Raw genomic sequence first — 22,721 nt, 5'->3', positions numbered from 1 at the left:
GCAGGCACGACCTGAAACGCCCGAGCGCGCATCCGGGCGATGCCCTGCCTGAACGACGCACACAGGTTCGCCGATTCGCTGGCGTGCGCGGGAGGCCGGGAGCGCCGGCACGGCGCGCCCGGCTTGCTCACCGCGAGCAGACTGGTACGCTGCCCGCGTGCGATCGAACGCGTATGTCGCGAGTGTGCTGCTCATCACGACCGCCTGTGGCCCCGATGCGCCAGCCGAGCCGGACGGCGAGGCTGCCTGCCCGATCACCGCTCCGACCCGCCTCGTCGCCGCGCCCGCGGACTTCGAGCCCGCCGAGGACGTCTGGTATGGGTTTCACGGCTTCGGCGAAGACATTCTCTACACCTTCGATCGCCACGACGACCCCGACCGCGAGTACTGGCGCCTGAATCGCTGCACCGGCGACGTCGAGCCCTACGCCCCGCTCGCGCCCGGTCTGCACAATCCATACCCGCTCGAGACGCCGAACGGTCGCGTCCTCTACGGCAACGACGCCGAGGGCCGACCGTTCGTGCTCGACCGATTCGACGTGGCGGGCGACGACGAGCCGCGGCCGGTGCTGGGCCTGCCGGACGGGGCGGCGTTCGTCACTCTCCCGCGCCTCGGCATGCGCTATAACAAATTCTTCGACCTCGGGACCTCCCAGGCGGAGCTTATCTATGACGCCGCCGGCCTCGGTGCTCGCACGTTCGGCCTCTACGTCCACCACGGCGAGCCTGACGTCCCGGCTGTTCGGCTCAGCGAGACCATCCTGGCGCACTTCGAGGTCGACGCCACTCAGCTCCTCATCCACGAGGACAGCGGCGAGGTCCACCGGGTCGACGCCATGACCGGCGAGCGCGAGCTCCTGCTGACAGGGGTCCGGTACGCCGCCTACGGGTACGATGGACGCACCCTCGTCTGGCAGGCGATCGGAGACGACATCGCCGAGCCGGTCTATCTGCGTGAGCTCGAGACCGGCAGCGACGTCCAGATCGCCGTCAACGACTTCGCCGCGCGGTCGTGGAATCGCGGGCCCGAATTCGAGACCGGCCGGTGGTACTACACCGACGATCACGCCGTCGCGGCGATGATCGGTCCTGATGGATGGTTCGTCGCCGCCGCGAGCACCGACACCGGCGAGGCCCTCGCCGTCCCGGAGCACATCGGCCACCGCGGCTCGGTCGCCGGCTATTTCGCGCTCTTGCTCGCGGACCCGGTCGACGAGGTCTGGGCGATCTGGGACCCCCTCACCGGCGACGTCCGCGAGTGGTATCGCGGCCCGCTGGCGAACCCCCGGCTGATCAAGGTCGACGGCGATCTCGTCGAGTACTACATCTACGACGCGGATGACTCCCTCAACGGTACCGTCTGGCGCGTCGACCTCCGCACCGGCGAGAGGGCCCAACGCTTCGCAGGCATCGGGTCCTATCCGCTCCAGCTCGATGACTCCCGCTATCTCGTGCACGTCAATCGCGGCACCCTCGAGGCGCCCCCGGGCGACGGTCATGGCACCATCTCTCCGGTCGCCCGCGACTGGTCCATCATCGATCTCGCCGCCGGCGCCTCGACTCCGATCGCCGCCCGGATCTCCGGCGCGTACGGGGTCCCGGACGAGGGTATGGTCTACCTCGACGCTCACGGCCCCGACCCGGGCGTGTGGGCCTATCCCTACGCGCGGCAATAGCAGCCGGCGGGTTGGCGGCACCGCTCGCGCTCGCGGAGGTCTCCGACGCGCCGCGTCCGCCTCACGGCGACGGGGAGGTCGATGCGCGTCGGGCCGGGCGCCGGGCCCGGCGCGCCGGGCGGAACGCGCTGGCGCGGGCGCTCGGTCGCGCGTTCGCGCTCGAGTACAATCGCAGGCGATGAGCGAGGACGCGGACGACAAGGAGCGGCGGATCGTCGAGGCCCGGCGCAAGCTGATGGCGCGGTGGGAGCAACGCATGCGTGACACGCCGGCGCTGTCCGACACCCGCCCCCAGGGCTCGGGCCCGCCCAATCGCCACGGGATGCCGAAGCTGCCGGTCGGACAGACGGTGACGCGCAAGTGGCCGGTGCTCGACCTCGGCCGCAAGCCGGTTGTCCCGAAGGACAGGTGGCAGCTGAAGATCGACGGCGCCGTCGAGCAGGCGATCACGCTCGACTGGGCGGCCTTCATGGCGCTGCCCCAGACCGAGGACACCAGCGATTTCCACTGCGTGACGTCGTGGTCGAAGATGGACATGAAATGGGTCGGGGTGCGCTTCAGCGACCTGATGGCGCTGGTCCACCCGACGCCCGCCGCGGTCCACGTGATGTGCCACGGCTACGACGACTACACCACCAACGTGGCGCTCGAAGAGGCGCTCAAGCCCGACGTGCTGCTGGCCCACACGGTCGACGGTCACGATCTGCCCGTCGAACACGGCGGGCCGGTCCGCATGATCACGCCGCAGCTGTACGCGTGGAAGGGCTCGAAGTGGATCTGCCGCATCGAGCTGCTGACGCGCGAAAAGCTCGGGTTCTGGGAGATGAACGGGTATTCGAGTACGGCGCACCCGTGGCGGGATGACCGCTACGGGCGGATCAGAGGGCTTTGACGGGGGGTTGACCCGCGCGCCGTGACGCCGCGGGTCGCGGGTGTCTCTGTCACGGTGCCACGCTCGTGGACGGAGGTCGCGCAGGTGTGGCGCAGCATGTGGCGGCTGGGCGGTAGGCCGATATCGGTCTTGGCGGGCGCGAGTCGTCGCGTACGCGTCCGCAGCTCAGGTGGCCGTCGAAGCGGCCCTCGAAGAAGGGGACTTCGGCGGGGCGATCTCCCTGTCGTCCCTCATCGCCTGCTCAACCTTGGGCGTGCGGGCGTGGATGTTCACGTCCCGGACCTCAGGGCCGAGAAGAAGGGGAACACGCTCAGGGGGCCGCCCACCTGCTGCCGGTAGGCTCTTGAGGCCCTCGTCTAGCGAGGCTCCACACACCACCGGGGATCGGGTATGCAGGGACATCGTCGCCGAGTCTGCACCAGGGCCGTTTCGGCATCCGCGCTACGAGCTGCGCGGAGAGCTGGGGAGTGGCTCGTTCGGCGTGGTCTATCGGGCATACGACCGTGAGCGGGCCTGTGACATCGCCGTCAAAGTGCTCAACCAGGTTCATCCGCGGTCGCTGCTCGAGCTGCGCAGCGAGCTGCGAGCTCGAGCCGACGTGCACCACCCCAACCTGCTGCAGATCTACGGGCTTGAGGTCGGACCCCGCCACGCGTTCCTGACGATGGAACTGGTCGAAGACGCCGTGAGCTTCGTGGAGCACGTCCGCGGCGGCCCGGACCCGCCGGTCGAGCGGCTCACGTCGGCGTCGATCGAGCGGCTCGTCCGCGCGACCCACGGCCTGCTGGCGGCGCTCCACCGCCTGCACGGCGCCGGGTTCGTGCATCGCGACGTGAAGCCGCAGAATGTCCTGGTCAACGCACGGACAGGGGAGCTCCGGCTGGCGGACTTCGGGCTGGCGATCCCGTGGGCGGGTCTGGCCGCGACGACGCGCGGCGGATATTTGTACGGGACGCCGGCCTACGTGGCCCCCGAGCTGTGGTGGGGTGCACCGGCGACCCCCGCCGCAGATCTCTACAGCACGGGTGTGATGCTGCTCGAGGCGCTGACGGGGCGCCGGCCTGAAGCCGCGGCGACCGGGCCGATGCCGATCCCCGAGCGGCTGCGCGAGACGCTCGGCGAGCTGATCCCCGGGCTGCTGGTCCGCGAGCCGCATCGCCGCCTCGACGCGAGCGCTGCCTGCTCGCAGCTGCGGACGCTCGCGCCGCAGCTGCGGCTCCCGCAGTTCGTCAAGATCGTCAGCCCGGTGTACGTCGGGCGAGTCGGTGAGCGCGCTCAGGTCACGGCGCTGCTGGACAGTTCGGCGAGCGCGCGCGTGTGGATCTGCGGGCCATCGGGGATCGGCAAGACGAGCTTCGTCGAGCACATCCTGTCCTCATGGACAGGCGCGGGCGACGGCGTCGTGCTCCGCGGTCGGTGCCACCCGCAGGAGCACGTCAGCTTCCGGGCCTGGGACGAGATCGCCGGGCAGCTCGCGCATCACCTCGGGCGGGAGCGAGTCGACCGTGAGCTCACGCCTGGCGAGGCCGCGGCCCTGCGCTCCCTGTTCCCCGTGTTCTTCCAGGAGCCGGCGACCGAGCCGCAGGAGGCCGTCGCCGCCCCGCGGGACGCGGACCTGCGGCGGCTCGCCGTGCGTGCCTTCCGGGGCCTGCTCGCCGTGGTCTCGCGTGCGCGACGACTGGTGATCTGGGTCGACGACCTGCAGTGGGCCGACCCGGACAGCCTCGCGCTGCTGTCCGACCTGCTGGAGCGCGGCGTAGGCGACACGGCGTGGCTATTGACGTATCGCCAGGACGACGACGAGCCGGCGTTCCGCGCGGGCCTTTGCGCGGCTCCGCTGGCGCCGGCGCAGGAGCTCGAGCTGCGACTCGGCCCGCTCGATCACGGCGACGTCGACCGGCTGCTGCACGACCTCGGTCTTCCCCAGGGGACGGCCGACGCGGAGACGCGCGAGCTGCTCGCGGTGCTGCCGATGTTCGCGCCGGAGCTCGCCGCGACCGCCGCGGAGGGCGAGTCCGCGACGCGGCCGTCGCTCACATCACTGGTCGCCCGGCGGATCGCCGACCTCGATGAGCGGCGGATCCGCGTGCTCGACACGGTCGCCGCCTCGCCGCGACCAATCCCCTGGACGTTGCTGGCGGAGGCCGTCGAGCGGCCGTCCGAGCTGTTCGACGACTTCCTCGCGCTGCGACAGGCCGGCCTGCTCCGCCGCAGTCAGGACGGCGCGGGCGCGCCCGTGTGGACGTACCATGACCTGATCCGCGAGGCCCGTCTCGGCGGTCTCACGCCGTCGGCCGCCCGCGACATTCACAATCGGCTGATTCACGCGTACGATCGCCTTGCGCCCGACGAGCACGAGGCGCTGGCACATCACCTCGAGCACGCCGGCGACGCCCCGCGTGCGGCTCAATCGCTGGTCCTCGCGGGGACCCGGGCGATCGGCCAGCTGGCGTTCGCGTCGGCGGCCTCGCACCTCGACCGGGCGTTCGCCCTCGACGCGGTCCATGCAACGTCCTGGCAACTGCAGACGCGGCGCGCGGAGTGCGACGCCAACCGGGGTCTCGCGCGCGCCGCGGGGGCTCGCTACGAGCAGGCGGCCCGCCTGCGCGAGGCGAGCGAGGGTCCGTCGACGACGGTCGAGCTGCGCAGCCGGGCTGCGCGCGAGCTGATCTGCTGCGGGCAGATCGACAGCGGCTACGAGATCCTGCGGCAGGTCATGCACGGCCTCGGCACGCGCCTACCCCGCAACCACCTCGGGACGCTGGCCTGGTCGGCCACGCTCCGCGGCCGTCTGTTGCTTCGCGAGCCGAAGCGCCGCCAGGGGCCGCCGCCGCCGGGCGCGTCGGCCCACCTCGACGCGCTGTGGACCGGCTGCACCGCGCTGTCGCATATCAACCACGCGCTGGCCGACGTGTTCCTGCTGCGTCACCTGATGCTCGCGCTGCAGGTCGGCGACGACTCCCACCTGATGAAGTCGCTGACCTTCGAAGCGGTCGCCGAGGCGACGATCGGCGGAGCGCTCCTGCTGCGCCGCAGCGATCGTCTCATGGCGCGCGCCCGCGAGCTCTGCGAGCGCCGCGACGACGACTACGACTGGGCGTGGTACTGGACGTCGCGGATGTCGCGGGCGGCGTTCGACTGCGACTGGCCCGCGACCGTCGAGCACTCGCTGCGCGCCGAGACTTACTACGACCGCCGCCGCTACGGCATCGCCTGGGAGCGGTCGATCGCCCGGATCTACCGCGCGATCGCTCTGTCGATGATGGGCGACATGACGGCGCTGCGCGAGGTCGTGCGCACGACCGCCGAGGACGCCCGCGAGCGCGACGATCCGGTCGCCATCAATGGCGTCCGCTCCGGCCACCCTGCGATCCTCCAGCTCTACGACGATGCTCCCGATGCGCCGCCCGACCCGCACGGCGGCCTGCAACGCGGCGCGCGCTGGCCCGAGGCCGCGTTTACGTCGCCGGACTACTACGATTTGATCGCCGACTCCGAGCGTTTGCTGTACGCCGGACGCGACGAGGAGGCGGCGGCGCGGGTCGACCGTGACTGGAAGGCGCTCGGTCAGTCGGCGCTGCTGCGTCTGCGGTTCGTGGGCATCGACGCCCGCTACCTGCGCGCGCGCTGCAACCTGCGCGTCGCCGCGCGGGCGGGCCTCGCCGCCCGCGAGCGCGGTCGCTTGCTCGCAGTCGTTGCCGACGACATGCGCCGCGTGGCCCGCTCGGGCGAGGCCCTGGCCGAGGCCTACGCCCAGGCGATCGCCGCGGGCCTGGCTCATGCGTCCGGCGATCGCACCGGCACGGTCGCCGCCCACGAGCGCGCCGCGGCCGCGTTCACCGCCCGCGGCATGCAGGCCCACGCGGCGGCCGCGAGCCGCGGGGCGGCCGTCGTGCGAGGAGATGCCGCGGCGGCCGCACGCGCCGAGGAGCGCCTCGCGGGCCTCGGCGTCGTTCGTCCGGCGCGCCTCGCCGGCGTGCTGGTTCCGTCGCCGGGCTAAGACGACTTGCGTCGGTTGACAAACAGTGCGTCGAAGCTGTCGATCAGGTTGAGGACGGACTTCACGGGCTCGGGGCCGCGGATCGCCTGCAGCAGCACGCCGCCGAGGCTGTAGAGCGTCCGAAGGGTGTCCTCGACCGAAAATTCGCCATCATCGATGCGGTCGGGGAGGGCATCGAGCTTGAGCAGGTCGAACAGGTGAGGCCGACGCGCGCGCGTCCGCCGACGCACGCGGTGGTCGTCGGCCGGGTACGGGTCTGCGGCCTCGCCCTGCGCCGAGTCGCGACGCGGACGACCCGAAGCGCCGTATAGCTCCTCGTCGATCTTCCTGAAGAAGTCGAGGAACGGAATTTCGTAGTCCTCGTGATCGCGGACCTCGCAGTAGTCGCCGAACCATGACGACTGCAGGATCGGTAAATCGCTCGGACGAGTGCGCGGTCGGCCGCTCGATCCCGAAGGGGAGCTCCAGCGGGTGGGGAAGCTCCCGCGGACTCTATTTACCTGACCAGATAGAGCTTTCAGCATGTGGGCTTCGTCGCGGAGGGTGTCCTCGGGGTCCTCCGCTTCGATCGGATCCCTTCCGGCGGACGCCGGTGGCTTGAATTCGGACTCGATCCTGGCGGACATGACGATCGACTCCGCGGCCTCGCGACGCATCGACAGGTGGCACAGCACGCTGTTCACCGCGTGACGCGCCGATTCATTGGCGGCCTCCATGGTCGCCATCCGCGTGAACGTGCGGGTGTGCGCCCCGGCGAACACGAGCGGCCGGTCCGAGCCGTAGACGCGGTAGCCCTGGCTGCGGATCGGCGGGGCGAGGCGGCCATCGCGGCGGTTCGGGTTCCACGGCTCGCCCGGCGGGCGGTTGTCCCAGTCGCCGCGCAGGTTGATGAGATACGGGCAGAGGTTCCACCGTGCTTTGCCGCCGCCGCTCCCACGGTATTGAATGCAGTCGTCCATGTGGTAGTAGGTAATCTCCGGGATATGAAGATCCTCGCGGAATTGAGCGTCGGTGCCCCGACACCATGCGACCTGCTCGCGCGTCCGCTCGGCCAGTTGCTCGCACGTGAGCTCGCCCGGCGAGGGCCAAGGCGCCCGCTTCGTTTCCGGCTGCCTTTCGCTGCCGAAGGGGTGCGCCTTCTGGGCGTCGACGATGAGCCGGCGGATGACGAAATCTCCGAGTCCGAGGTTCTCGGGGCGCCACGAGCCGTAGACGAGGCTCAGGTTGCCGCGGATCCCCGTATCCTTGGCGTTCCAGTTACGCCAGTGCTGCAACTGCGACATGCCCATGAGGCCCCACGGAGATTCCGCGAAGTAGATGTGCCCCTGTTCAAACGCGGTCGGCCGGCGGAAGAACAGCTGGATCCCCGAGAGCACCTGGAAGCGTGCATCCAGCCGGTCCGCTCCGCGTATAGACCCGAGCGGGTCCATGTCAGATGGCGGCGGCAGGTGCTGCGGGTCGGTCGAAGTGGTGAAATTATTCGCCGCGGCGGTTCTTCGCCGGTCGTAGGCCCAATCGCGGTACTTTTGGCAGAAGTTCTTGCTCTTGTCATCGGCAAGCATCCTGCTATTCCAGAGCTGGCGCGGATTTCTATATGACGGATCCATCAGGAGACGTTGCCGGATCTTGATGACGCGTTCGTCGGAAGAAGCGAGAATTCGTTTCCACGTGTCGACGAACAACTTCTTGAGCTCCGACGGGGGCTTCGCCGGGTCTTGCTGAGTCAGAGTCGTATTGACGAGAACCCCCAAACGCCCTGTGATGCTTCTCGTCTCCTTGGGCTCCTCCTCGGGCTCCTCCTCGGGCTCCCCCTTGAGTAGCCGCGCCACATTGACAGGATCCAGCGCGCAGATCGTGTAGTGTACAGTCGGAGCCTCCTTCACCGGTTCGCCCCCCAACTGGACATATTCGTATCGCCCCGTGGCAATATCGATGGACGTCACTTCTCCCGCGATGAAGTCGACGCCTTCGTCCACGAGGTAGCGGTGCCAGTGGCGAAACCACGCCTCGCTCGTCGGCCCGTTGAGCGTCGAGTCCGTCATGGAGTTCAAGCCGAGCTGATCCATCGCCAACTGGATGGCGAGCATGCCCTGGGTGTGGGCATCGGTGACCAGGCCGTCCATGGCGACGAGCGCTCGCGGCGAGTGGCGCAGCGCGCGACGGAACCGCAGGCCGTACGGGAGGCGTTTCGAGGAGTCGAGCTTGAGTTGCTCGTCGAGATCAGCGAGGAAGCTATCGTGGAAGAATCTTTCACGCTCGTCCCACGAGTCTTCATTCTTCGGCTTCCACTCGTCCCATGTTTCCCGATCCTTTTTGAGGAAATCGCCGCCATCCGCCTCCGCGGCACTTTCGGTCCGGGAGTCCTCGGACCTGTCGGCATCGCCTGGTTCGTCCTTGGCGCCAAAACCACCGCGCCGATCCGTGTGCAGGGGAGCGTCGTCGAGGTCGCGCAGCGAGACGAAGTCCCACCACGACATCCGCGCATACTGCTCGCGGCGGCGCGCCCTCGCGGACGCGGCGAAGCGGCCGAGGCGGAGCATGAAGCGCAGCATGTCGGACTCTCGGAAGCCGAGGTCATTGCGCAGCGTCTGCCACTGCTCGATGAATTCCTCGAGGCTCGACGGCGGCTTGCGGCGGAACGCGGTCGGGAAGGACCGGGTCGGGTCGGCCATGATCTGCCACTCGACCTCGTTGAGGTTGTCGTGGACCGAACGATGGGTGCGCACCGGCTCCGCCTGCGAGAAGTCGTAGACGGGCGTGCGCGCCATCGTGTCGCGGAGGTGCCAGTAGAAGCCGGGAAAGAAGCGAAAGCCGTGCTCCCCCGGCAGCAGGTGCGTCGATCGGTGAACGCGTAACAAGACGCCGGGGAACCCTCTGGTGAGCTCCCCCGTGTCGGTATACGTCTTCTTGTCGATGGGCACCGTGACGAGCGTCGAGGGCAACCACCGCACGGCGAAGCTCTTCAGCAGGGGGTCGAGCGCCTCGGCGCGCGCGCGCGCCGCCTGCGGTCCCCATACCTGCTCCTCGGGCGTCCCGCACGACGGCATGGGGTCTCGGCGATCCTCGTAGCTCAACACGACGACCTGCAGAGCCGTTTTCGGCGTCTGCAGACTGGGCCTGGACAACATCCACTTCGAGAGTCGTGTGTCATCACCATCGCTTATTGTGTTGTTCGCGTCGAAACGGATGGCGATGAAATCATCGGAATTCTTGCCCCCATAGATGAAATCTGGCTGTTCGTCTGGCCGGTCATTGACGAGCGTGTATTCACCGAGGCCCGACAGCGACCCCGTGGCCTTGCGCTCGGGGCCGGAACGATTCGTGTCGATCGGCACGGTGGCCCACTGCGAGCGCGCGACGCCACCAAGGTCGACGTTGGCGAGCCCATCCAGAGCTGCGTTGCTGGTCGTGGCCGGCTGATGGACGACGCCGACGGAGCGTTCGATGACGCGGACCTTGAAGCCGCGGCGGATGAGCTCGTGAGCCGCCGTGAGCCCCGCGATCCCGCCCCCGAGCACCGTCACGGTCACCTCCGCGGCCGTGGCGGGGGTCAGGGCGTCGATCTTGGCCCGCTCTTCTTTCGTTAACGTCCAGAAGTTCGAAGGATTGTTCGGATCGGGTTCAGTCATGGGTGATCTCGTCAATGTGAGGGACGGAGCTACGGAATTTTCGGAGGAGATCAGGGGCCGACCTGCAGCGAACCAGGCCGTGGATGAAAACCTGCATGGCCGCTTCGGCGCGAGCGAGGGCGCCGCGGGGACCGCGAGCTTTGAGGACGCCGGTCCGGATGGCGTCGAGGAGCGTGAGGCGGTCGTCGAGGAGGGCGAGCACGGTCCGCGCGTCGGTGTCGATGTGGAGGTCGGGGTGGTCGACGGTCGTGTCGGCCGCCGGGACCCGCGCGCCGCCGCGGGTGGTCATGCGCTCGCCATCGACGGTAAACGCGATTCGACAGCCGTCGAGGCGTTCGCGGAGCAGGCGCGCGTGGGTCGGGCTCTCGCGGGCGAGCACGGCGAGCGCCTCGTCGAGCAGCTCAGCGAGCACGGCCGGTTCCTTCGAGGACCTCGAACACGCATGGGCTCTCGCCGTCGTGTTGCAGGTGGCCGTGGAGGGTGTGACGGACGCGGGCGGTGCCGATGCACTCGTTGAGGACGACGACTGCCAGCGGATCGTGATCGTCGGGGATGAGGATCTGGCTGCGAGCCCCGAGGGTCACCTCCACGTCGACGCGGCGCGGGCCGTCGACGGCGGTGAACTCGAGCTCGCGCGGGGGCACCGAGGCGGAGCACGGCGTGGCGAGCGAGAGCACGGCCGGTAGCCGCGGGACGCGGAGCGTCGACCATCGCCCGCCAGCCTGACGGACGATCTCGGCGCCGCGAGCGGTCCACACGTGGGCGCCGCCGGACCACAGGAACAGCTGCTGGATGGCGGTCCGTGAACGCGTGCGGTTGGTGAGCGCGCTGCAGACGACGGTGGTCGCCGCCTCACCGCTCGGCGAGACGATGCCCCACTCCCACCCGAAGTCGTCGCCCCACGCGAAGTGACCCCAATTGTGATCGTGGTAGCCGGCGGCGCGGTCGAGGGTGTAGGTCTCGCCGCCGGCTCGCACGACCCCCGACACCGTCGCGGCCGGGTACATGACCCAGTGCAGGTTGCCGTCGGGGCCGACCTCGCGGTTGCGGGCGACCAGCGGCGGGGCCTCGGGTGTGAACCGGAGCGTGGCCGCGACGGAGCGGTCGCGGGTGGCGGTGCGGAGGCTCCAGCCCTCGTCGTCGATGTCGAGCTGGTGGCCGGCGATGCGGGCGTACAGGCCGTCGGGCGAGAACTCGGGGTCGGGGCTGCTGACCAGATCCTGCGACCAGGCGTCGTCGTGGCCGTGGACCAGGACGATCGCTCGGCCGAAGATCTCGCCGTCGACGCGGACCTCGCGGCTCAGGTTGACGAGGAGCGTGCCGCCCGCGAAGAACACGATGAAGTGATGCCACTCCTGGACCGGCTGGCGCGTCCACGCCGCCCGCGGATCGAGCCGCCAGCGGTCGACGACAGCGATGCGGCGAATCAACGCAGGAGGTCCTCTCGTGCGGCGCTGTCGGCGTCCAGCGGGGGGGTCGGAGCCTGGACGTCCTGCGGCAGGACCGGCAAGAACGTGCGGGCGAACGCGACCACACCGAGCAGCGCGTCGACCAGCGGCGCGGCGTGGGCGTCAGGCTCGGACGCGTCGGCGGTGCGCGCCAGCTCGTCGACGAGGTCGGTGGCGCGGGTCAACGCGGCGTGAAGGCCGAGCAGGAGGTCGACGAGACCGACAGGTCCTACGTCGGCGGCATCGGCCGGGAACACGCGGTCGCGGCTCACGGCCGACCTCCTGCTTTCATCTCGCCGAGGAGGCGCTCGAGGTCGATGTGCTCGCTGAGCTCGACCAGCACGTCGACGTAGGCCGAGGGCAGCGCGGTCGGCTCGGTGTCGTCGATGAGGCCCATGGTCAACGAGTTCCACAACAACGCCCCGCGGCGGACCAGGCGGGAGCGCAGCAGCCGGTCGCGCAAGGCCTCGCCGGCGGGCGTGCCCGCGAATCTGCGGCCCTCGGCCGCGAACGCCGACACAAGGGCCCGGGTCGCCACCGGGTGCTCGACGAGCAGCGCGTGCACGCGGATGGCGGCGTCGACGAGGCGCCGCTCGGGGGTGTCCGTGGGGCTCGACTGGGCCGCGGCGATGTTCGCGGCGTTGTCGCGGGCGAGCGAGCGGGCGCGCAGGGTCAGCGCCTGCAACAGCGTCGTGAGCAGCTCGACGTGCCGCCGCGTCGCGGCCTCGTCGAACGGCGCCGGCGCCTCCGGATGCGCAGCGAACGGCGGTGAAGCAGTCGGCGGTCGGGGCGATGCAATCGGTGGATCGGCGGCGTCCCGCTCGAGCAGCGCGCTCGCCACGGCGGCGGCGAGCTGGTCGGGGTCCATGGTGCGGGTGCCTGTCATTTCAACCGGTCGATTACGTAGTGGACGAGGTCGTGGAGGAACCTGCGGGCTGCGCCCTCGCACAACGAGGGTTCGACGCGGCGCAAGATGTCGGCCGCCGCCTCGCATTCACCGACTGCCACGGAGCGAGCCGCGGCGATGCTGCCACGACGATCGATCAGGGCGCGTAGCTCGGCGACGTCGGCCGTCGACTTGGAGGCGCGGCCGGGACCGATCGCGGCGGTCAGAGCGGCGTATGCGTCGGCATCGATCCGCCCGGTGTCGTGCAGGCGTTCGACGGTCGCAGACAGCCCGCGCAGCCGCTCGTCGGCGACGGACGGGCGCGGCCGTGCGAGGATCTCGAGGGCTCGCGTTCGCGTGACCTCGTCGGCCTCGTGGGCGATCGCGTGGAGGAGGATCAGGGTGCGCTTGCCCTCCCACAGGTCCCCCTCGCGCTCCTTTCCGTATGCGCCGCCGTCGATCTCGAGGTTGAGGATGTCGTCGGTGATCTGGAAGGCGACGCCGACGTGCCGGGCGTAGCGCTCGAGGGCGTCACGGACGGTCGACGGCGCGCCGGCGACGAGGCAGCCGATCGTGACCGGGGCGACGAAGCTGTAATGCGCCGTCTTTCGCAGCACGAGGTCGAAGTAGGCGCTGCGGTAGCCCTGGTCGGCGAACGACCAGCAGTTGTCGCGGATCCATGCCAGCTCGAGCGCCTGACCCTCGACGGTGATCCGCACGGTGTCGGCGATCGTCTCGAGCACCGCGAGCGCGGGTCCGACCCCGAGAAGCTCGCAGTTTTCGAGCAGCGGGTAGAGGCTGAGGGCGAACATCCCGTCGGCGACGTTGACCGCGGTCGGGATCCCATGGAGCTCGTGCAACGTCGGGCCGCCGCGGCGCTCGCGGCTCGCGTCCTCGACGTCGTCGTGGATGAGAAACGCGTTGTGCAACAGCTCCAGGGCCGCGGCACTCGGCAGCGCGGCTGCTTCGCCGGCACCGAGGGCCGCGGCGACGCTGAGACACAAGGTCGGACGCAGCGCTTTGGCCGGGCGCAGCGGATAATCGAGGAGCATCGCACCGAGATCGGCGACACCCGTGGCTCGCGCCGCGACGAAGCGGTGGATCTCCCCGAGCACCGCTTCGCGACCGGCAGCGCAGCGCAGCTGTAGCGCAGCGAACCGATCGACTCCGCGCTCGTCCATACCAGCTCAGGATATCATCGTCGACTCGGCATGTTCGGGGAACGAGTCCCCGCACGGGCGCGATTTCGTACCCCGATCCCCCCGGCCTCGAGATATGCTGCGTCGTGGTGGTGGACGCACCGGACGGTCTGCATACGCTCCTTCGTCAAGAGCGCGACTTGTATCGGAACCTGCTCGAGCTCGGTGCCAGCGAACAGATCGAGCCATTCATCCGCGAGGCGTTGGTGCTGATCACCAGCGCTGCCCGGGCGCAGCGGGGATACCTCGAGCTGACCGACGACCGCGACGGGCCGGAAGCGAGCTTCTGGGCCGTCCACGGCTGCACACCGGACGAAGTGACGGGGTTCCGCGCCGGCATCTCGCAGAGCGTCATCGCGGCAGCCCTGGCATCCCGGACCACCGTTGAGTCCAACTCGGCGTTGCTCGACCCGCGATTTCACGATCGCGGCAGCGTGCAGCGCCATCGCATCCAGGCGGTCCTCTGCGTGCCGATCCTCGGCGCCGGCCACCACGGCGTGATGTATCTGCAGGGGCGTCACGAGCCAGGGCCGTTCACGGACGACGATCGCCGGCGCTCCGAGATGTTCGCCCGTCACGTCGCCGCGTTCGCGGAGCGGCTGCTCTTGCGGCACCGCTACGTCCAGCGCGCCGATCCGACCGCACCGTTCCGCAGCCAGCTCAAGGCCGAGGAGCTCGTCGGCAGCAGTTCCGCGGTGGCCCGGGTATTGCGGGAGGCGGCCATCGCCGCCCCGGTCGATGCTGGCGTGCTGATCACCGGTCCCACCGGCACCGGCAAGAGCCTGTTGGCGCGGGTCCTGCATCGCAGCGGTCGACGCAGCCGCGGCCCCTTTGTGGAGCTCAACTGCGCGGCTCTCCCCGAGGCCCTGCTGGAGAGCGAGCTGTTCGGGGCTGTCGCGGGCGCTCACTCGACGGCGACGCGCCGCATCGAGGGCAAGGTCGCGGCGGCCGAGCACGGCGTGCTCTTCCTCGACGAGGTCGGCGAGCTCGCCCCCGCCGCGCAAGCCAAGCTGCTCCACCTGCTACAGAACCGCGAGTATTTCCCCCTCGGCGGTGCCAGCCCGGTCAAGGCCGACCTCCGAGTGATCGCGGCGACCAACGTGGATCTTCAGGCCGCCGTGGCGCAGCGGACCTTCCGGGAAGATCTCCTGTATCGCCTGCGGGTCCTGACGATCCGCATGCCTTCGCTATCCGAACGCACTGGCGACATCCCCGAGCTGGCCCGCCACGCGTGCGCAGCCGTCTGTGAATCGTACGGGTTCTCCTCGCTGACCATCTCGCCCGCCACGATTTACGCCATCCAGACGGCGGAGTGGCCGGGCAACGTCCGCCAGCTCGGTCACGCGATCGAGGCCGCGGCGATCCGGGCGCAGAGCGAGGCCGCGACGCACATCGAACCGCGCCACGTGTTCCCTGAACGACCGACGGAGCCAGCCTCGCAGATCCTCTCTTATCAGGAGGCCACGCGTCAGTTTCAGGCCCGGATGATCCGCCAGGCGCTCGACGAGGCCGGCTGGAACATCAGCGAGGCAGCGCGTAGGCTCGATATCGGGCGCTCCTACCTCCACCGTTTGATGGCGAGCTTCGGGGTCACCCGTCCTGACGAGTGAGCGATCCTGTCGCGGGTGTGCACTCCCGTGAACAGGTGAACACCGCGGATCGTGCACGACCGAGAACACGATCGGGGCGGTCAGCGCGGCCGCGTCGACGATCCTCGATGGCACGCGGGCTGCATTCCATGTACCCGAGCACTGGAGGATAGTATGTCGATGTCGGTTGCGTTCGTGATGAAGAGCTTTTGGTGGAATTTCAAGGGTTCGAGGCAGTTGGGATACGACCTGCGCCGGGTCGAGCCGTATGTGCTGGCCTTCTGCGCCGATGCCAGCGGCCAGATCCACCGCAGCGTGACGCCGATCTACGCCAACTCGCCCCGGGCCGGGCGCCAGCAGATGTCGGGGATGGGGCACATCTTTTACGGACCGCGCGACCCAGGAGGCGTGCTCGCGTTCGCCATCGCCGTGATCGAGTCGGACGCAGACATCCGCGGCGCCGGCGTGCGCATGGAGGCGATCCTCAGCCGCCCGGAGGTAACGACCGCGACGAAGGCAGCCAGCGATCTCATCGTCAACGCGGTCGCCGCCGCCGGCAACGCCACGCCGGTCGGCGCGATCGTCGGCGGTGTCGTCACCCTCCTCGAGAGCACGCTGCAGATCGTCGCCAGGGCGATGCAGAGCAACCCCGACGACGTCATGTGGCTCCACTCGGGGAGTTTCCTCGCCGATACGAGCCCGCCGTACCAGTGGGGCCGGCGCGGCGAGGTCGGCAGCGCGCTCGCAGTCCGCGGGCGCTCCGCGTTCGGACTCGAGTACGAGGTCGTGCGCACCACGGTGGCGCTGGCGAACGACATTCGAGTCGAGGCGGAAGAGAACCTGCGCAGTCTGCCGTCCGTGTTCGTCGGCTAGCCAGGCCGGCACCGCCCCTGCACGCGGAGGAGCGATCATGTTCAGCGATCGACCTGCACCCTCTGCCACCGTGCCGAAGGCCAAAGCCGAGGACGAGGAAGCCCTGCGCTACCTCGCCTGGGCGATCGCCATCGGCCTGATGGTGCTCGCAGTGGCGATGATCGGCGCGGGCGAAGCAGATAGGCGGATCTTCGCCGGGATCATGGGAGTGACCGCAGCTAGCGCGTGCGTCGCTGCCGGCGCTTTCCTCGGCTTTATCTTCGGAATCCCACGGACCGTGCAGCAGGGGACGGTGACGCCGGGGACGAGTTACGGGGCGAACACCAACCTCGAACAGGTCTCGGACTGGCTGACCAAGATCCTGGTCGGCGTGACCCTGACGCAATTGACGCATATACCGCCCGCGCTCTGGGAGGTCGCGGGGTATCTCGGTGAAGGGTTGACGGCCGTCGGCGCCGGGACGGCGGTGCGCGCCCTTGCGGTCGCTATCATCGTCTATTTCCTCGTGGTCGGGTTCCTGCTCGGATTCCTGTGGACACGCCTGTATCTCCCGCGGGCGATGCGGAGCGCCGATCAGATCGAGCGGATCGTAACCGCCGTGTCCGAACAGATCAGCGACCAGCAGGAGCGCAACGACGAGGTCAACAATCTGGTCATGCGTCAGCTCGCACTCGGGGCGAACGGCCCTTCCGTGACCGTGGAAGAGCTGGCGACGGCGATGCGGCAGGCGTCGCCGGCGGCCCGGCGCCGGGCATTCTACCTCGCCCAAACCCGGCGCCGGCGGGCCCTGTCGTCCGGGCGGACCGCGGAGATCGAGGGGTGCGTGGCGATCTTCCGCGCCTTGATCGCCGCGGACACCGCCGGGAAGTATCACCGCAATTTCGGCGAACTGGGCTACGCTCTGAAGGACAAGGAGAACCCCGACTGGCGCGAGGCCGAGGTCCAGCTGACACGGGCGATCGAGCTCCGCGGCACACAACGGACCCACGGATGGGGGTACTACGAGGCCAATCGCGCCCTCTGTCGAATCCACCTCGACACAGCGAACGACGCTCCATCGACTGAACCGCAGGTCCGTGAGCGGATCGTCGCAGACCTGCGAGTCGCCGCTGGGTGCCCCGATTGCGCCTGGATCTTCGGAGCGCCCGCTGTTCAGCAATGGATGCAGCGCAACAAGCTCACACGCGCCGACCTGGTCGGCTGAAGACGAGACCCTTGAAAGGATATTTCGGCATCATGCGTGCGTCGATTCGCTCCATCACCTCGCTCATCGCATTCCTCCTCGTGCTCACCGCGCCCGCGGTCAGTCACGGGTACAAGCTGTATCTGCGGAAGTCTCGGATTCACGAGACCATGACCGAATTGTCGGCGGCCTGCTTCGCGGACGCACGGGCCGCGGGGAGGGCTGTCGAATCCTGCAAGGGGTATCTGGAGATCGCGCAGGGGGCCGAGCGCCCCGAGCGCCAGGGCCTCGCAATCGGCGACCTCCGCATCACAGGCGCGCCGCTGATCTACCGCGACCTGAAGATCGCGGTGCGGTGGCCCGACGATCCGCAGCGGAAGCTCCGGGGCGTCCGCGGGGTCCGCAGCGGGGTGAACCTCGTGGCCGCCTTCGGGGCGCACGGGTACTGCTCCCGCTACCGCGGCAAGACCGTGGCCCAGGCTGGGCTCCTGTGCGCGTCTCACTACGGCGACATGCAGTTCCTCCACGCCATGGCCTCCTCGGCGACGGAGACGACGAAAGAGACGCGGGAGAAGGCGCTCGCGTGGGCGAAATTCGCGTACGACTACGCGCGCGGGGATATCCCCGACGATACGCTTCTGTGCGCCGCGCTCGAGAATTATCCGAGCATCCGCTTGGCGCTGAGCGGCGGCGAGGAGAGCATGATCTGCAAGGGCAACGATCGATTTTCTCCCCGCACGGTCGGTCAGTACTTCGGATTCGAGTGCCGCCGGATGTTCAGCTCGAGGCGGTGCCTCATCACAGTCCCGGCCCGCGAGCGGCGCTTGGCCGCGCTCGGCGCGGTTCTCCATCTGATCCAGGACTCCTATTCCCAGGGCCACGTGCAGCGAGGGCACTGCGGCGAGGCGTCGAAGGCGCCGCAGGCGACGATCCGCCTCGGGCCCGTCGAACGCTTCCTCGATTACGGGCGTCAGCGCGGCAAGGCCCACGCAAAGTCCGATGACTGGCCGACCACCGAGCTGTCTCCGCAGGCGACGGACCATCCCGTCGTCGCCGGCGCGCGCGTGCTCGAGATGTTCGCCGAGAACAAGAGCTCGGACGCGCTGGTCGGCTACCTGGGATCGCGTGTCCTGCCGCTCGCCGAGCCGCTCGAACACGAGGCGTCCGGGGCGGGCGATTGCTACGAGCGGCGGCGGTGAGCTCTCGACGAACCGCCCTCGTGCCGCTCACGTATCTCGTGCGCGAGCAGAGAACGGACGCGGTTCGCGTCGGCGTGGCACGCCGGCCAGAGGCAGCTCGAGCTCGGCGAATCGAGCTGGCCGACGAAGGTGCGGTCGTCCTCGCAGCGTGCGCGAGCCGGGCGACGCGGTTGCCGCTGGTGACATTCGTCCGCAGCGTGAGCTTGTGCGCGTTCGATGGCGCGTGATGGCCCGTCGCGTGGCGTGAGGCGGGTTTCGGGCGTGAAATCTTGTTGGTTCGGCCTTTTTTCTCGAACCAGGCCCTTCCCGACCGGTCTGCTCCGACTTATAAAAGGGGGCCTGATAAGTGCGGCCGGTTGAGGCGGCTATGCCGTGCGCCGCGCCCGCCGCGGCGGTTCAGCGTGCGGGCGGTGACGTCGACGCCGTGAGCCGCCCGGAGCCTGATCGCGCTGCGGAGGTCGCTACCGCGGCGGCCGCCGCTTCGGCCCTTCGGGTTCGAAGGTGCCAGTCCATGAACCTTGGCCCTGAGCCAAACGAGACCAATCATGACACAGCGCAAAGTCACACGTGGAACACCTCCCAAGATCGCCCGGACCGGGCCGCGGAGCCGGCCTGCCGGGGCCGGTTCTGCTCGCACGGTGACTTCGGCCGCGAGTCCCGCGCCCGAGCGAGCTCGTGGCGGCGCCGCGCCCGCCGCGAACGCGGAGCCGCCGAACTTTCTCGGCCTGTACTTCCGGGAGATGGCCGGCCTCGGCGTGATAGGCGCCGAGGAGGAGCTGCGCGTCGCCACACGAATCGCCGAGCTGCGTCGCGACTACTGGGACGCGATGCTCGCCCATGCGCCGTTCGTCGAGCCGATCGTGGCGCTGCTCGAGGCGCGCCACGGCGGCGAGGACCTGCCGCGCAACGAGCTCGAGGCGCTGCGGAACAGCGCGCACGACCTCCGCGAGCACGAGACCCGGGCCACCCGCCGCGAGTTCGCGACTGCCTGCCGCGCGCTCGTCGAGCGCGCGTCCGAGGTCGACCGCGACGGCGTCGTCGCCGACCTCGTGTACGCGGACCTCGAAGCGCTCGAGGCCGGCAAGCGCGACGGCCTCAACATGAAGGTCAACCCGCCACGGCAAGGCAGCAAGCCGTTCGAGGTCTACGTCCAGCGCGTCAAGCAGGCCAGGCGGTCCCTCCGCGAGGCGAAGGACGCGTTCGTCAAGGCCAACCTCCGGCTCGTCGTCTCGATCGCCCGGCGCTTCAACTACGGCCGCATGCCGCTCCAGGACCTGATCCAGGAGGGCAACATCGGCCTGATGAAGGCCGTCGATCGCTTCGATCCCCGCAAGGGCTTTCGCTTCTCGACCTACGGCTCGTGGTGGATCCGCCACGCGATCAGCCGCGCGATCGCCGACAAGGGCCTCGAGGTCCGGCTGCCGGTCCACATGCTCGACGCGCAGCACAAGCTGGCGCGCGCGCGCCGTGAGTTCGAGAGCCTGCACGGCCGTGAGCCGCAGCTCGACGAGCTGGCGAAACACACTGGCCTCGCGTCGGAGAAGATCGAGCGCATGGGCACGGTGAACTTCGGGCAGGCGATCAGCCTCGATCGCCCGGTCTCGGAGGAGGACGGCCGTCGCATGATCGACTTCCTCGAGGACGACGAGGCGGCCGCGCCGGGAGTCGGCCTCGAGGCCGAGGCGCTCAACGAGCAGGTCCGCGAGCTCATCGCCCAGTTGCCCCCGGTCGAGGCCGACATCCTGCGCAAGCGCTTCGGGCTCGACGACTCGGGCGACGAGCTGACGCTGAAGCAGATCGGCGAGCAGTACTCGCTGTCCCGCGAGCGGATCCGGCAGCTCCAGGAGCGGGCCCTGGGCAAGCTCCGGCACGAGCTCAGGCGCCGCGAAGTGGTGGTGTAGCTGCGTCGGCTGCGGCTCGCAGTCCTCGCTCCTCCGGTCGCATTCGCGCCTCGGACGATAGGGTCCGGGGCGCGCCGCGTGACACCGACGGAACATTGAAGCGGGCCGGGAAACGCTGGACCGGGGCGATGTGGCGTGACGATGTTCGTCCCCCGATGCGCCGCGTGACGCTGATTGAACATTGAATCGGGCACGCATTCTGCGTGGTCGGGGCCCCCCGCGGCGGGGGCCGAGCCAGGGTGAGCGGGAACTTGCGCAGGGCATTTCAGCTAAGGATTTACCCTGCATCCAGCCTGACCCGACCCATGCGATTCTGCGGTCCAGGGCTCCTTACAGAGCCTCTATCACCGCGGCGGCGCTGCCGTATGGGGGCAATCATGAGCGAATACGAGAATATCGTGCGCATTGTGTTCGACAATCTCGACGTCATTGCCTGGGCGACCGACGCCCAGGGCACGGTGAAGCTATCGGAGGGCGGGGCACTACAGGCGATCGGGATGAGACCTGGGCAGTTCGTCGGCGTCAACGTCCTGGACTTGTACAAGGATCGCCCGGAGACGCTCGGGCCCGTCAAGCAGGCCCTCGCCGGCGAGGCGCACACCTCCCTCTCCGTCGAGAACGGGAGGATCCTCGAGACGCAGTTCAGGCCGATACGCGGCCCCTCCAGCGAGATCCTCGGCATCGCCGGGCTCAGCTCGGACGTGACCGAGCGCGAGCAGGCGCGGCAAGAGCTGGCGCGGCAGACGGACGAATTGCGCCGGCTGGCCGAATTGCTCGACCTCACGCAGGACGCGATCATGACCCGGACCATTGATGGCACCATCACGTACTGGAACCGCGGGGCCGAGCGGCTCTACGGCCACGAGCGCGGTGCAGCCGTGGGACGGGACTCGCACGAGCTGCTGCGGACCTGCTTCCCGACCGAGCTCGCGGCGATCGACCGCCACCTCCGGGCGACCGGCTACTGGAACGGCGAGCTCACGCACGTCCGCGCCGACGGCCAGGAGATCGTCGTCGCCAGCCGCTGGGTGCTCAAGCGCGGGGAAGACGGCCAGGCCGACGAGGTGCTCGAGCTCAACACCGACGTCTCGGCGCGCAAGCGTGCCGAAGCCGAGGAGGCGCAGCGGCAACAGGTGCTGCTCGCCCAGGCGCAGGCGATCCAGGAGCTCTCGACGCCGCTGATCCCGGTCACGGACGACATCCTCGTGATGCCGATGATCGGCACGGTCGACTCGATCCGGGCCAAACAGATCATGGAGGCGATCCTCCGCGGCGTCGCGGACTCGCGCGCACGATACGTCATTCTCGACATCACCGGCGTGCTCGTCGTCGACACTGCCGTCGCGGGCGCGCTCCTGCGTACCGCTCACGCGACGCGGCTGCTGGGCGCCGAGGTGATCATCACCGGGATCCGTCCAGAGATCGCGCAGACCCTGGTGCAGATCGAGGCGAACCTCGAGCGCATCGTCACCCGCGGCACGCTCCAGAGCGGCATCGCCTTCGCGCTCGGGAAGCGGCAGCTCGACGTCTGAACCGCTCACGACGAACAGTCGATGCAGGCCGTTCGGTGAGCTGGCGGCGAGCGCGACCGGGCGGCGTCGACGCGAGCAACACCGCCGGGCCGTAGATCCCGCGTCGCCTTCCTCCTCGTGGGCGTCGGCAGGTCGGCGTGCGGCCGCGGCAGGTCTGCGATAGACTGACGCGGTGTCCGACTCGGCGAACACGCACAGCGGCGCGGGCCTCGCGGTGCCGCGGCGGATCCTCGGGTTCGAGCGCGACGCCGCCGGCGAGTGGATCGTCCATCTCGACTGCGGGCACCGCCGGCACGTCCGGCACCGGCCGCCGCTGTCCGACTATCCGTGGCTCGGCGACGCCGCGGCGCGGGCGGCCCGGGTCGGCGCGGAGATCGAGTGCGGGCGATGTGGTCGCGGCGAGCTGCCCGACGGCGCGGCCGTGTATCGCGCGACCGATGTGTTCGACGAGGCGACCCTGCCGGCCGGGCTGCGCCGCGATCATACGATTCGCGCCGGCAGCTGGGGGCGCGTCGAGGTGCTCGCGGGTCGGCTGCGCTTCGTGATGGCGGCGCTGGCCGTCGACCGCGAGCTGGCGGAAGGCGAGCACGCGATCATCCCGCCCGAGGTCCCGCACCACGTGGCGCCGCTCGGGCCGGTGCGCATGCGGGTGGTGTTCCTGCGCGCCCCGGCGCCCGACATCCCGCCCGGCTCGTGAGCGTGCCGGGGGCACCTG

16 protein-coding genes are annotated in these 22,721 nt (G+C 69.5%); 10 read left to right on the top strand and 6 right to left on the bottom strand.

Translation table 11 applies throughout. The features are described from left to right. The first annotated feature begins 184 nt into the window (after positions 1-184). The 3 genes from K7C98_RS17260 (at position 185) to K7C98_RS17250 (ending at position 6,567) form a co-directional block, all read left to right on the top strand. Positions 185-1,675, top strand: coding sequence for a hypothetical protein (locus tag K7C98_RS17260; RefSeq protein WP_224192768.1), 1,491 nt, complete (start codon positions 185-187; stop codon positions 1,673-1,675). A 178-nt stretch (positions 1,676-1,853) separates the two neighbouring features. After that, on the top strand, positions 1,854-2,567 hold the full coding sequence (locus tag K7C98_RS17255; protein WP_224192767.1) for a molybdopterin-dependent oxidoreductase: 714 nt from the start codon (positions 1,854-1,856) through the stop codon (positions 2,565-2,567). A 265-nt stretch (positions 2,568-2,832) separates the two neighbouring features. Beyond that, positions 2,833-6,567: a serine/threonine-protein kinase gene (locus K7C98_RS17250; RefSeq protein WP_224192766.1), complete on the top strand. Its 3,735-nt coding sequence runs from the start codon at positions 2,833-2,835 to the stop codon at positions 6,565-6,567. Here the strand turns inward: K7C98_RS17250 and K7C98_RS17245 are convergent. From K7C98_RS17245 to K7C98_RS17220, 6 genes are read right to left on the bottom strand one after another with little or no spacing between them, the layout of a single operon-like run. Next, positions 6,564-10,196 (bottom strand): NAD(P)-binding protein, encoded by a 3,633-nt coding sequence (locus K7C98_RS17245; RefSeq protein ID WP_224192765.1) that lies wholly within the window; start codon positions 10,194-10,196, stop codon positions 6,564-6,566. The genes K7C98_RS17250 and K7C98_RS17245 overlap by 4 nt on opposite strands. Next, positions 10,189-10,608, bottom strand: a complete 420-nt coding sequence (locus K7C98_RS17240) for a hypothetical protein (RefSeq protein WP_224192764.1) — start codon at positions 10,606-10,608, stop codon at positions 10,189-10,191. Before K7C98_RS17240 ends, K7C98_RS17245 begins: the two co-directional genes overlap by 8 nt. Then, complete coding sequence (locus K7C98_RS17235; RefSeq protein WP_224192763.1) at positions 10,598-11,626, bottom strand: hypothetical protein; 1,029 nt, start codon at positions 11,624-11,626, stop codon at positions 10,598-10,600. The genes K7C98_RS17240 and K7C98_RS17235 overlap by 11 nt, the downstream gene beginning before the upstream one ends. After that, complete coding sequence (locus tag K7C98_RS17230) at positions 11,623-11,916, bottom strand: hypothetical protein (RefSeq protein WP_224192762.1); 294 nt, start codon at positions 11,914-11,916, stop codon at positions 11,623-11,625. Before K7C98_RS17230 ends, K7C98_RS17235 begins: the two co-directional genes overlap by 4 nt. Further along, positions 11,913-12,530, bottom strand: a complete 618-nt coding sequence (locus K7C98_RS17225; protein WP_224192761.1) for a hypothetical protein — start codon at positions 12,528-12,530, stop codon at positions 11,913-11,915. Before K7C98_RS17225 ends, K7C98_RS17230 begins: the two co-directional genes overlap by 4 nt. Then, on the bottom strand, positions 12,527-13,711 hold the full coding sequence (locus tag K7C98_RS17220; RefSeq protein WP_224192760.1) for a polyprenyl synthetase family protein: 1,185 nt from the start codon (positions 13,709-13,711) through the stop codon (positions 12,527-12,529). Before K7C98_RS17220 ends, K7C98_RS17225 begins: the two co-directional genes overlap by 4 nt. A gap of 107 nt (positions 13,712-13,818) precedes the next feature. Between K7C98_RS17220 and K7C98_RS17215 the strand changes: the two genes are divergently transcribed. From K7C98_RS17215 to K7C98_RS44850, 7 genes are all read left to right on the top strand, one after another. Further along, positions 13,819-15,339 (top strand): sigma 54-interacting transcriptional regulator, encoded by a 1,521-nt coding sequence (locus tag K7C98_RS17215; RefSeq protein ID WP_224192759.1) that lies wholly within the window; start codon positions 13,819-13,821, stop codon positions 15,337-15,339. Between the two features lie 159 nt (positions 15,340-15,498). After that, a complete protein-coding gene (locus K7C98_RS17210) occupies positions 15,499-16,191 on the top strand; it encodes a hypothetical protein (protein ID WP_224192758.1) in 693 nt (230 codons plus the stop codon). 37 nt (positions 16,192-16,228) lie between these two features. Next, a complete protein-coding gene (locus K7C98_RS17205) occupies positions 16,229-17,395 on the top strand; it encodes a hypothetical protein (protein ID WP_224192757.1) in 1,167 nt (388 codons plus the stop codon). Positions 17,396-17,406: 11 nt separating this feature from the next. Continuing rightward, positions 17,407-18,573, top strand: coding sequence for a hypothetical protein (locus tag K7C98_RS17200; protein WP_224192756.1), 1,167 nt, complete (start codon positions 17,407-17,409; stop codon positions 18,571-18,573). Positions 18,574-19,313: 740 nt separating this feature from the next. Next, the gene (locus K7C98_RS17195) at positions 19,314-20,474 is read left to right on the top strand and encodes a sigma-70 family RNA polymerase sigma factor (protein WP_224192755.1); all 1,161 of its coding nucleotides are present in this window, start codon (positions 19,314-19,316) and stop codon (positions 20,472-20,474) included. A gap of 305 nt (positions 20,475-20,779) precedes the next feature. Beyond that, positions 20,780-22,006 carry a PAS domain S-box protein gene (locus K7C98_RS17190; protein ID WP_224192754.1) on the top strand — a complete coding sequence of 409 codons (1,227 nt, stop codon included), beginning with the start codon at positions 20,780-20,782 and terminating at the stop codon, positions 22,004-22,006. 172 nt (positions 22,007-22,178) lie between these two features. Continuing rightward, positions 22,179-22,703, top strand: a complete 525-nt coding sequence (locus K7C98_RS44850) for a DUF3565 domain-containing protein (RefSeq protein ID WP_224192753.1) — start codon at positions 22,179-22,181, stop codon at positions 22,701-22,703. Positions 22,704-22,721: the final 18 nt, after the last annotated feature.

The organism is Nannocystis pusilla (genome assembly GCF_020073745.1).
GTDB classification, from domain to species: Bacteria; Myxococcota_A; Polyangia; order Nannocystales; family Nannocystaceae; genus Nannocystis; species Nannocystis radixulma.
Note: the sequence above shows the minus strand (reverse complement) of the source record. Positions and strands in the feature narration are given on the sequence as shown.

What these genes read in the sequence shown, in the direction of transcription:
- K7C98_RS17245 (WP_224192765.1), bottom strand. Translation starts at nt 10,196, where the DNA reads ATGACTGAACCCGATCCGAACAATCCTTCGAACTTCTGGACGTTAACG.
- K7C98_RS17195 (WP_224192755.1), top strand. Translation starts at nt 19,314, where the DNA reads ATGGCCGGCCTCGGCGTGATAGGCGCCGAGGAGGAGCTGCGCGTCGCC.
- K7C98_RS17190 (WP_224192754.1), top strand. Translation starts at nt 20,780, where the DNA reads ATGCGATTCTGCGGTCCAGGGCTCCTTACAGAGCCTCTATCACCGCGG.
- K7C98_RS17255 (WP_224192767.1), top strand. Translation starts at nt 1,854, where the DNA reads ATGAGCGAGGACGCGGACGACAAGGAGCGGCGGATCGTCGAGGCCCGG.
- K7C98_RS17210 (WP_224192758.1), top strand. Translation starts at nt 15,499, where the DNA reads ATGTCGGTTGCGTTCGTGATGAAGAGCTTTTGGTGGAATTTCAAGGGT.
- K7C98_RS17220 (WP_224192760.1), bottom strand. Translation starts at nt 13,711, where the DNA reads ATGGACGAGCGCGGAGTCGATCGGTTCGCTGCGCTACAGCTGCGCTGC.
- K7C98_RS17225 (WP_224192761.1), bottom strand. Translation starts at nt 12,530, where the DNA reads ATGACAGGCACCCGCACCATGGACCCCGACCAGCTCGCCGCCGCCGTG.
- K7C98_RS17205 (WP_224192757.1), top strand. Translation starts at nt 16,229, where the DNA reads ATGTTCAGCGATCGACCTGCACCCTCTGCCACCGTGCCGAAGGCCAAA.
- K7C98_RS17250 (WP_224192766.1), top strand. Translation starts at nt 2,833, where the DNA reads ATGTTCACGTCCCGGACCTCAGGGCCGAGAAGAAGGGGAACACGCTCA.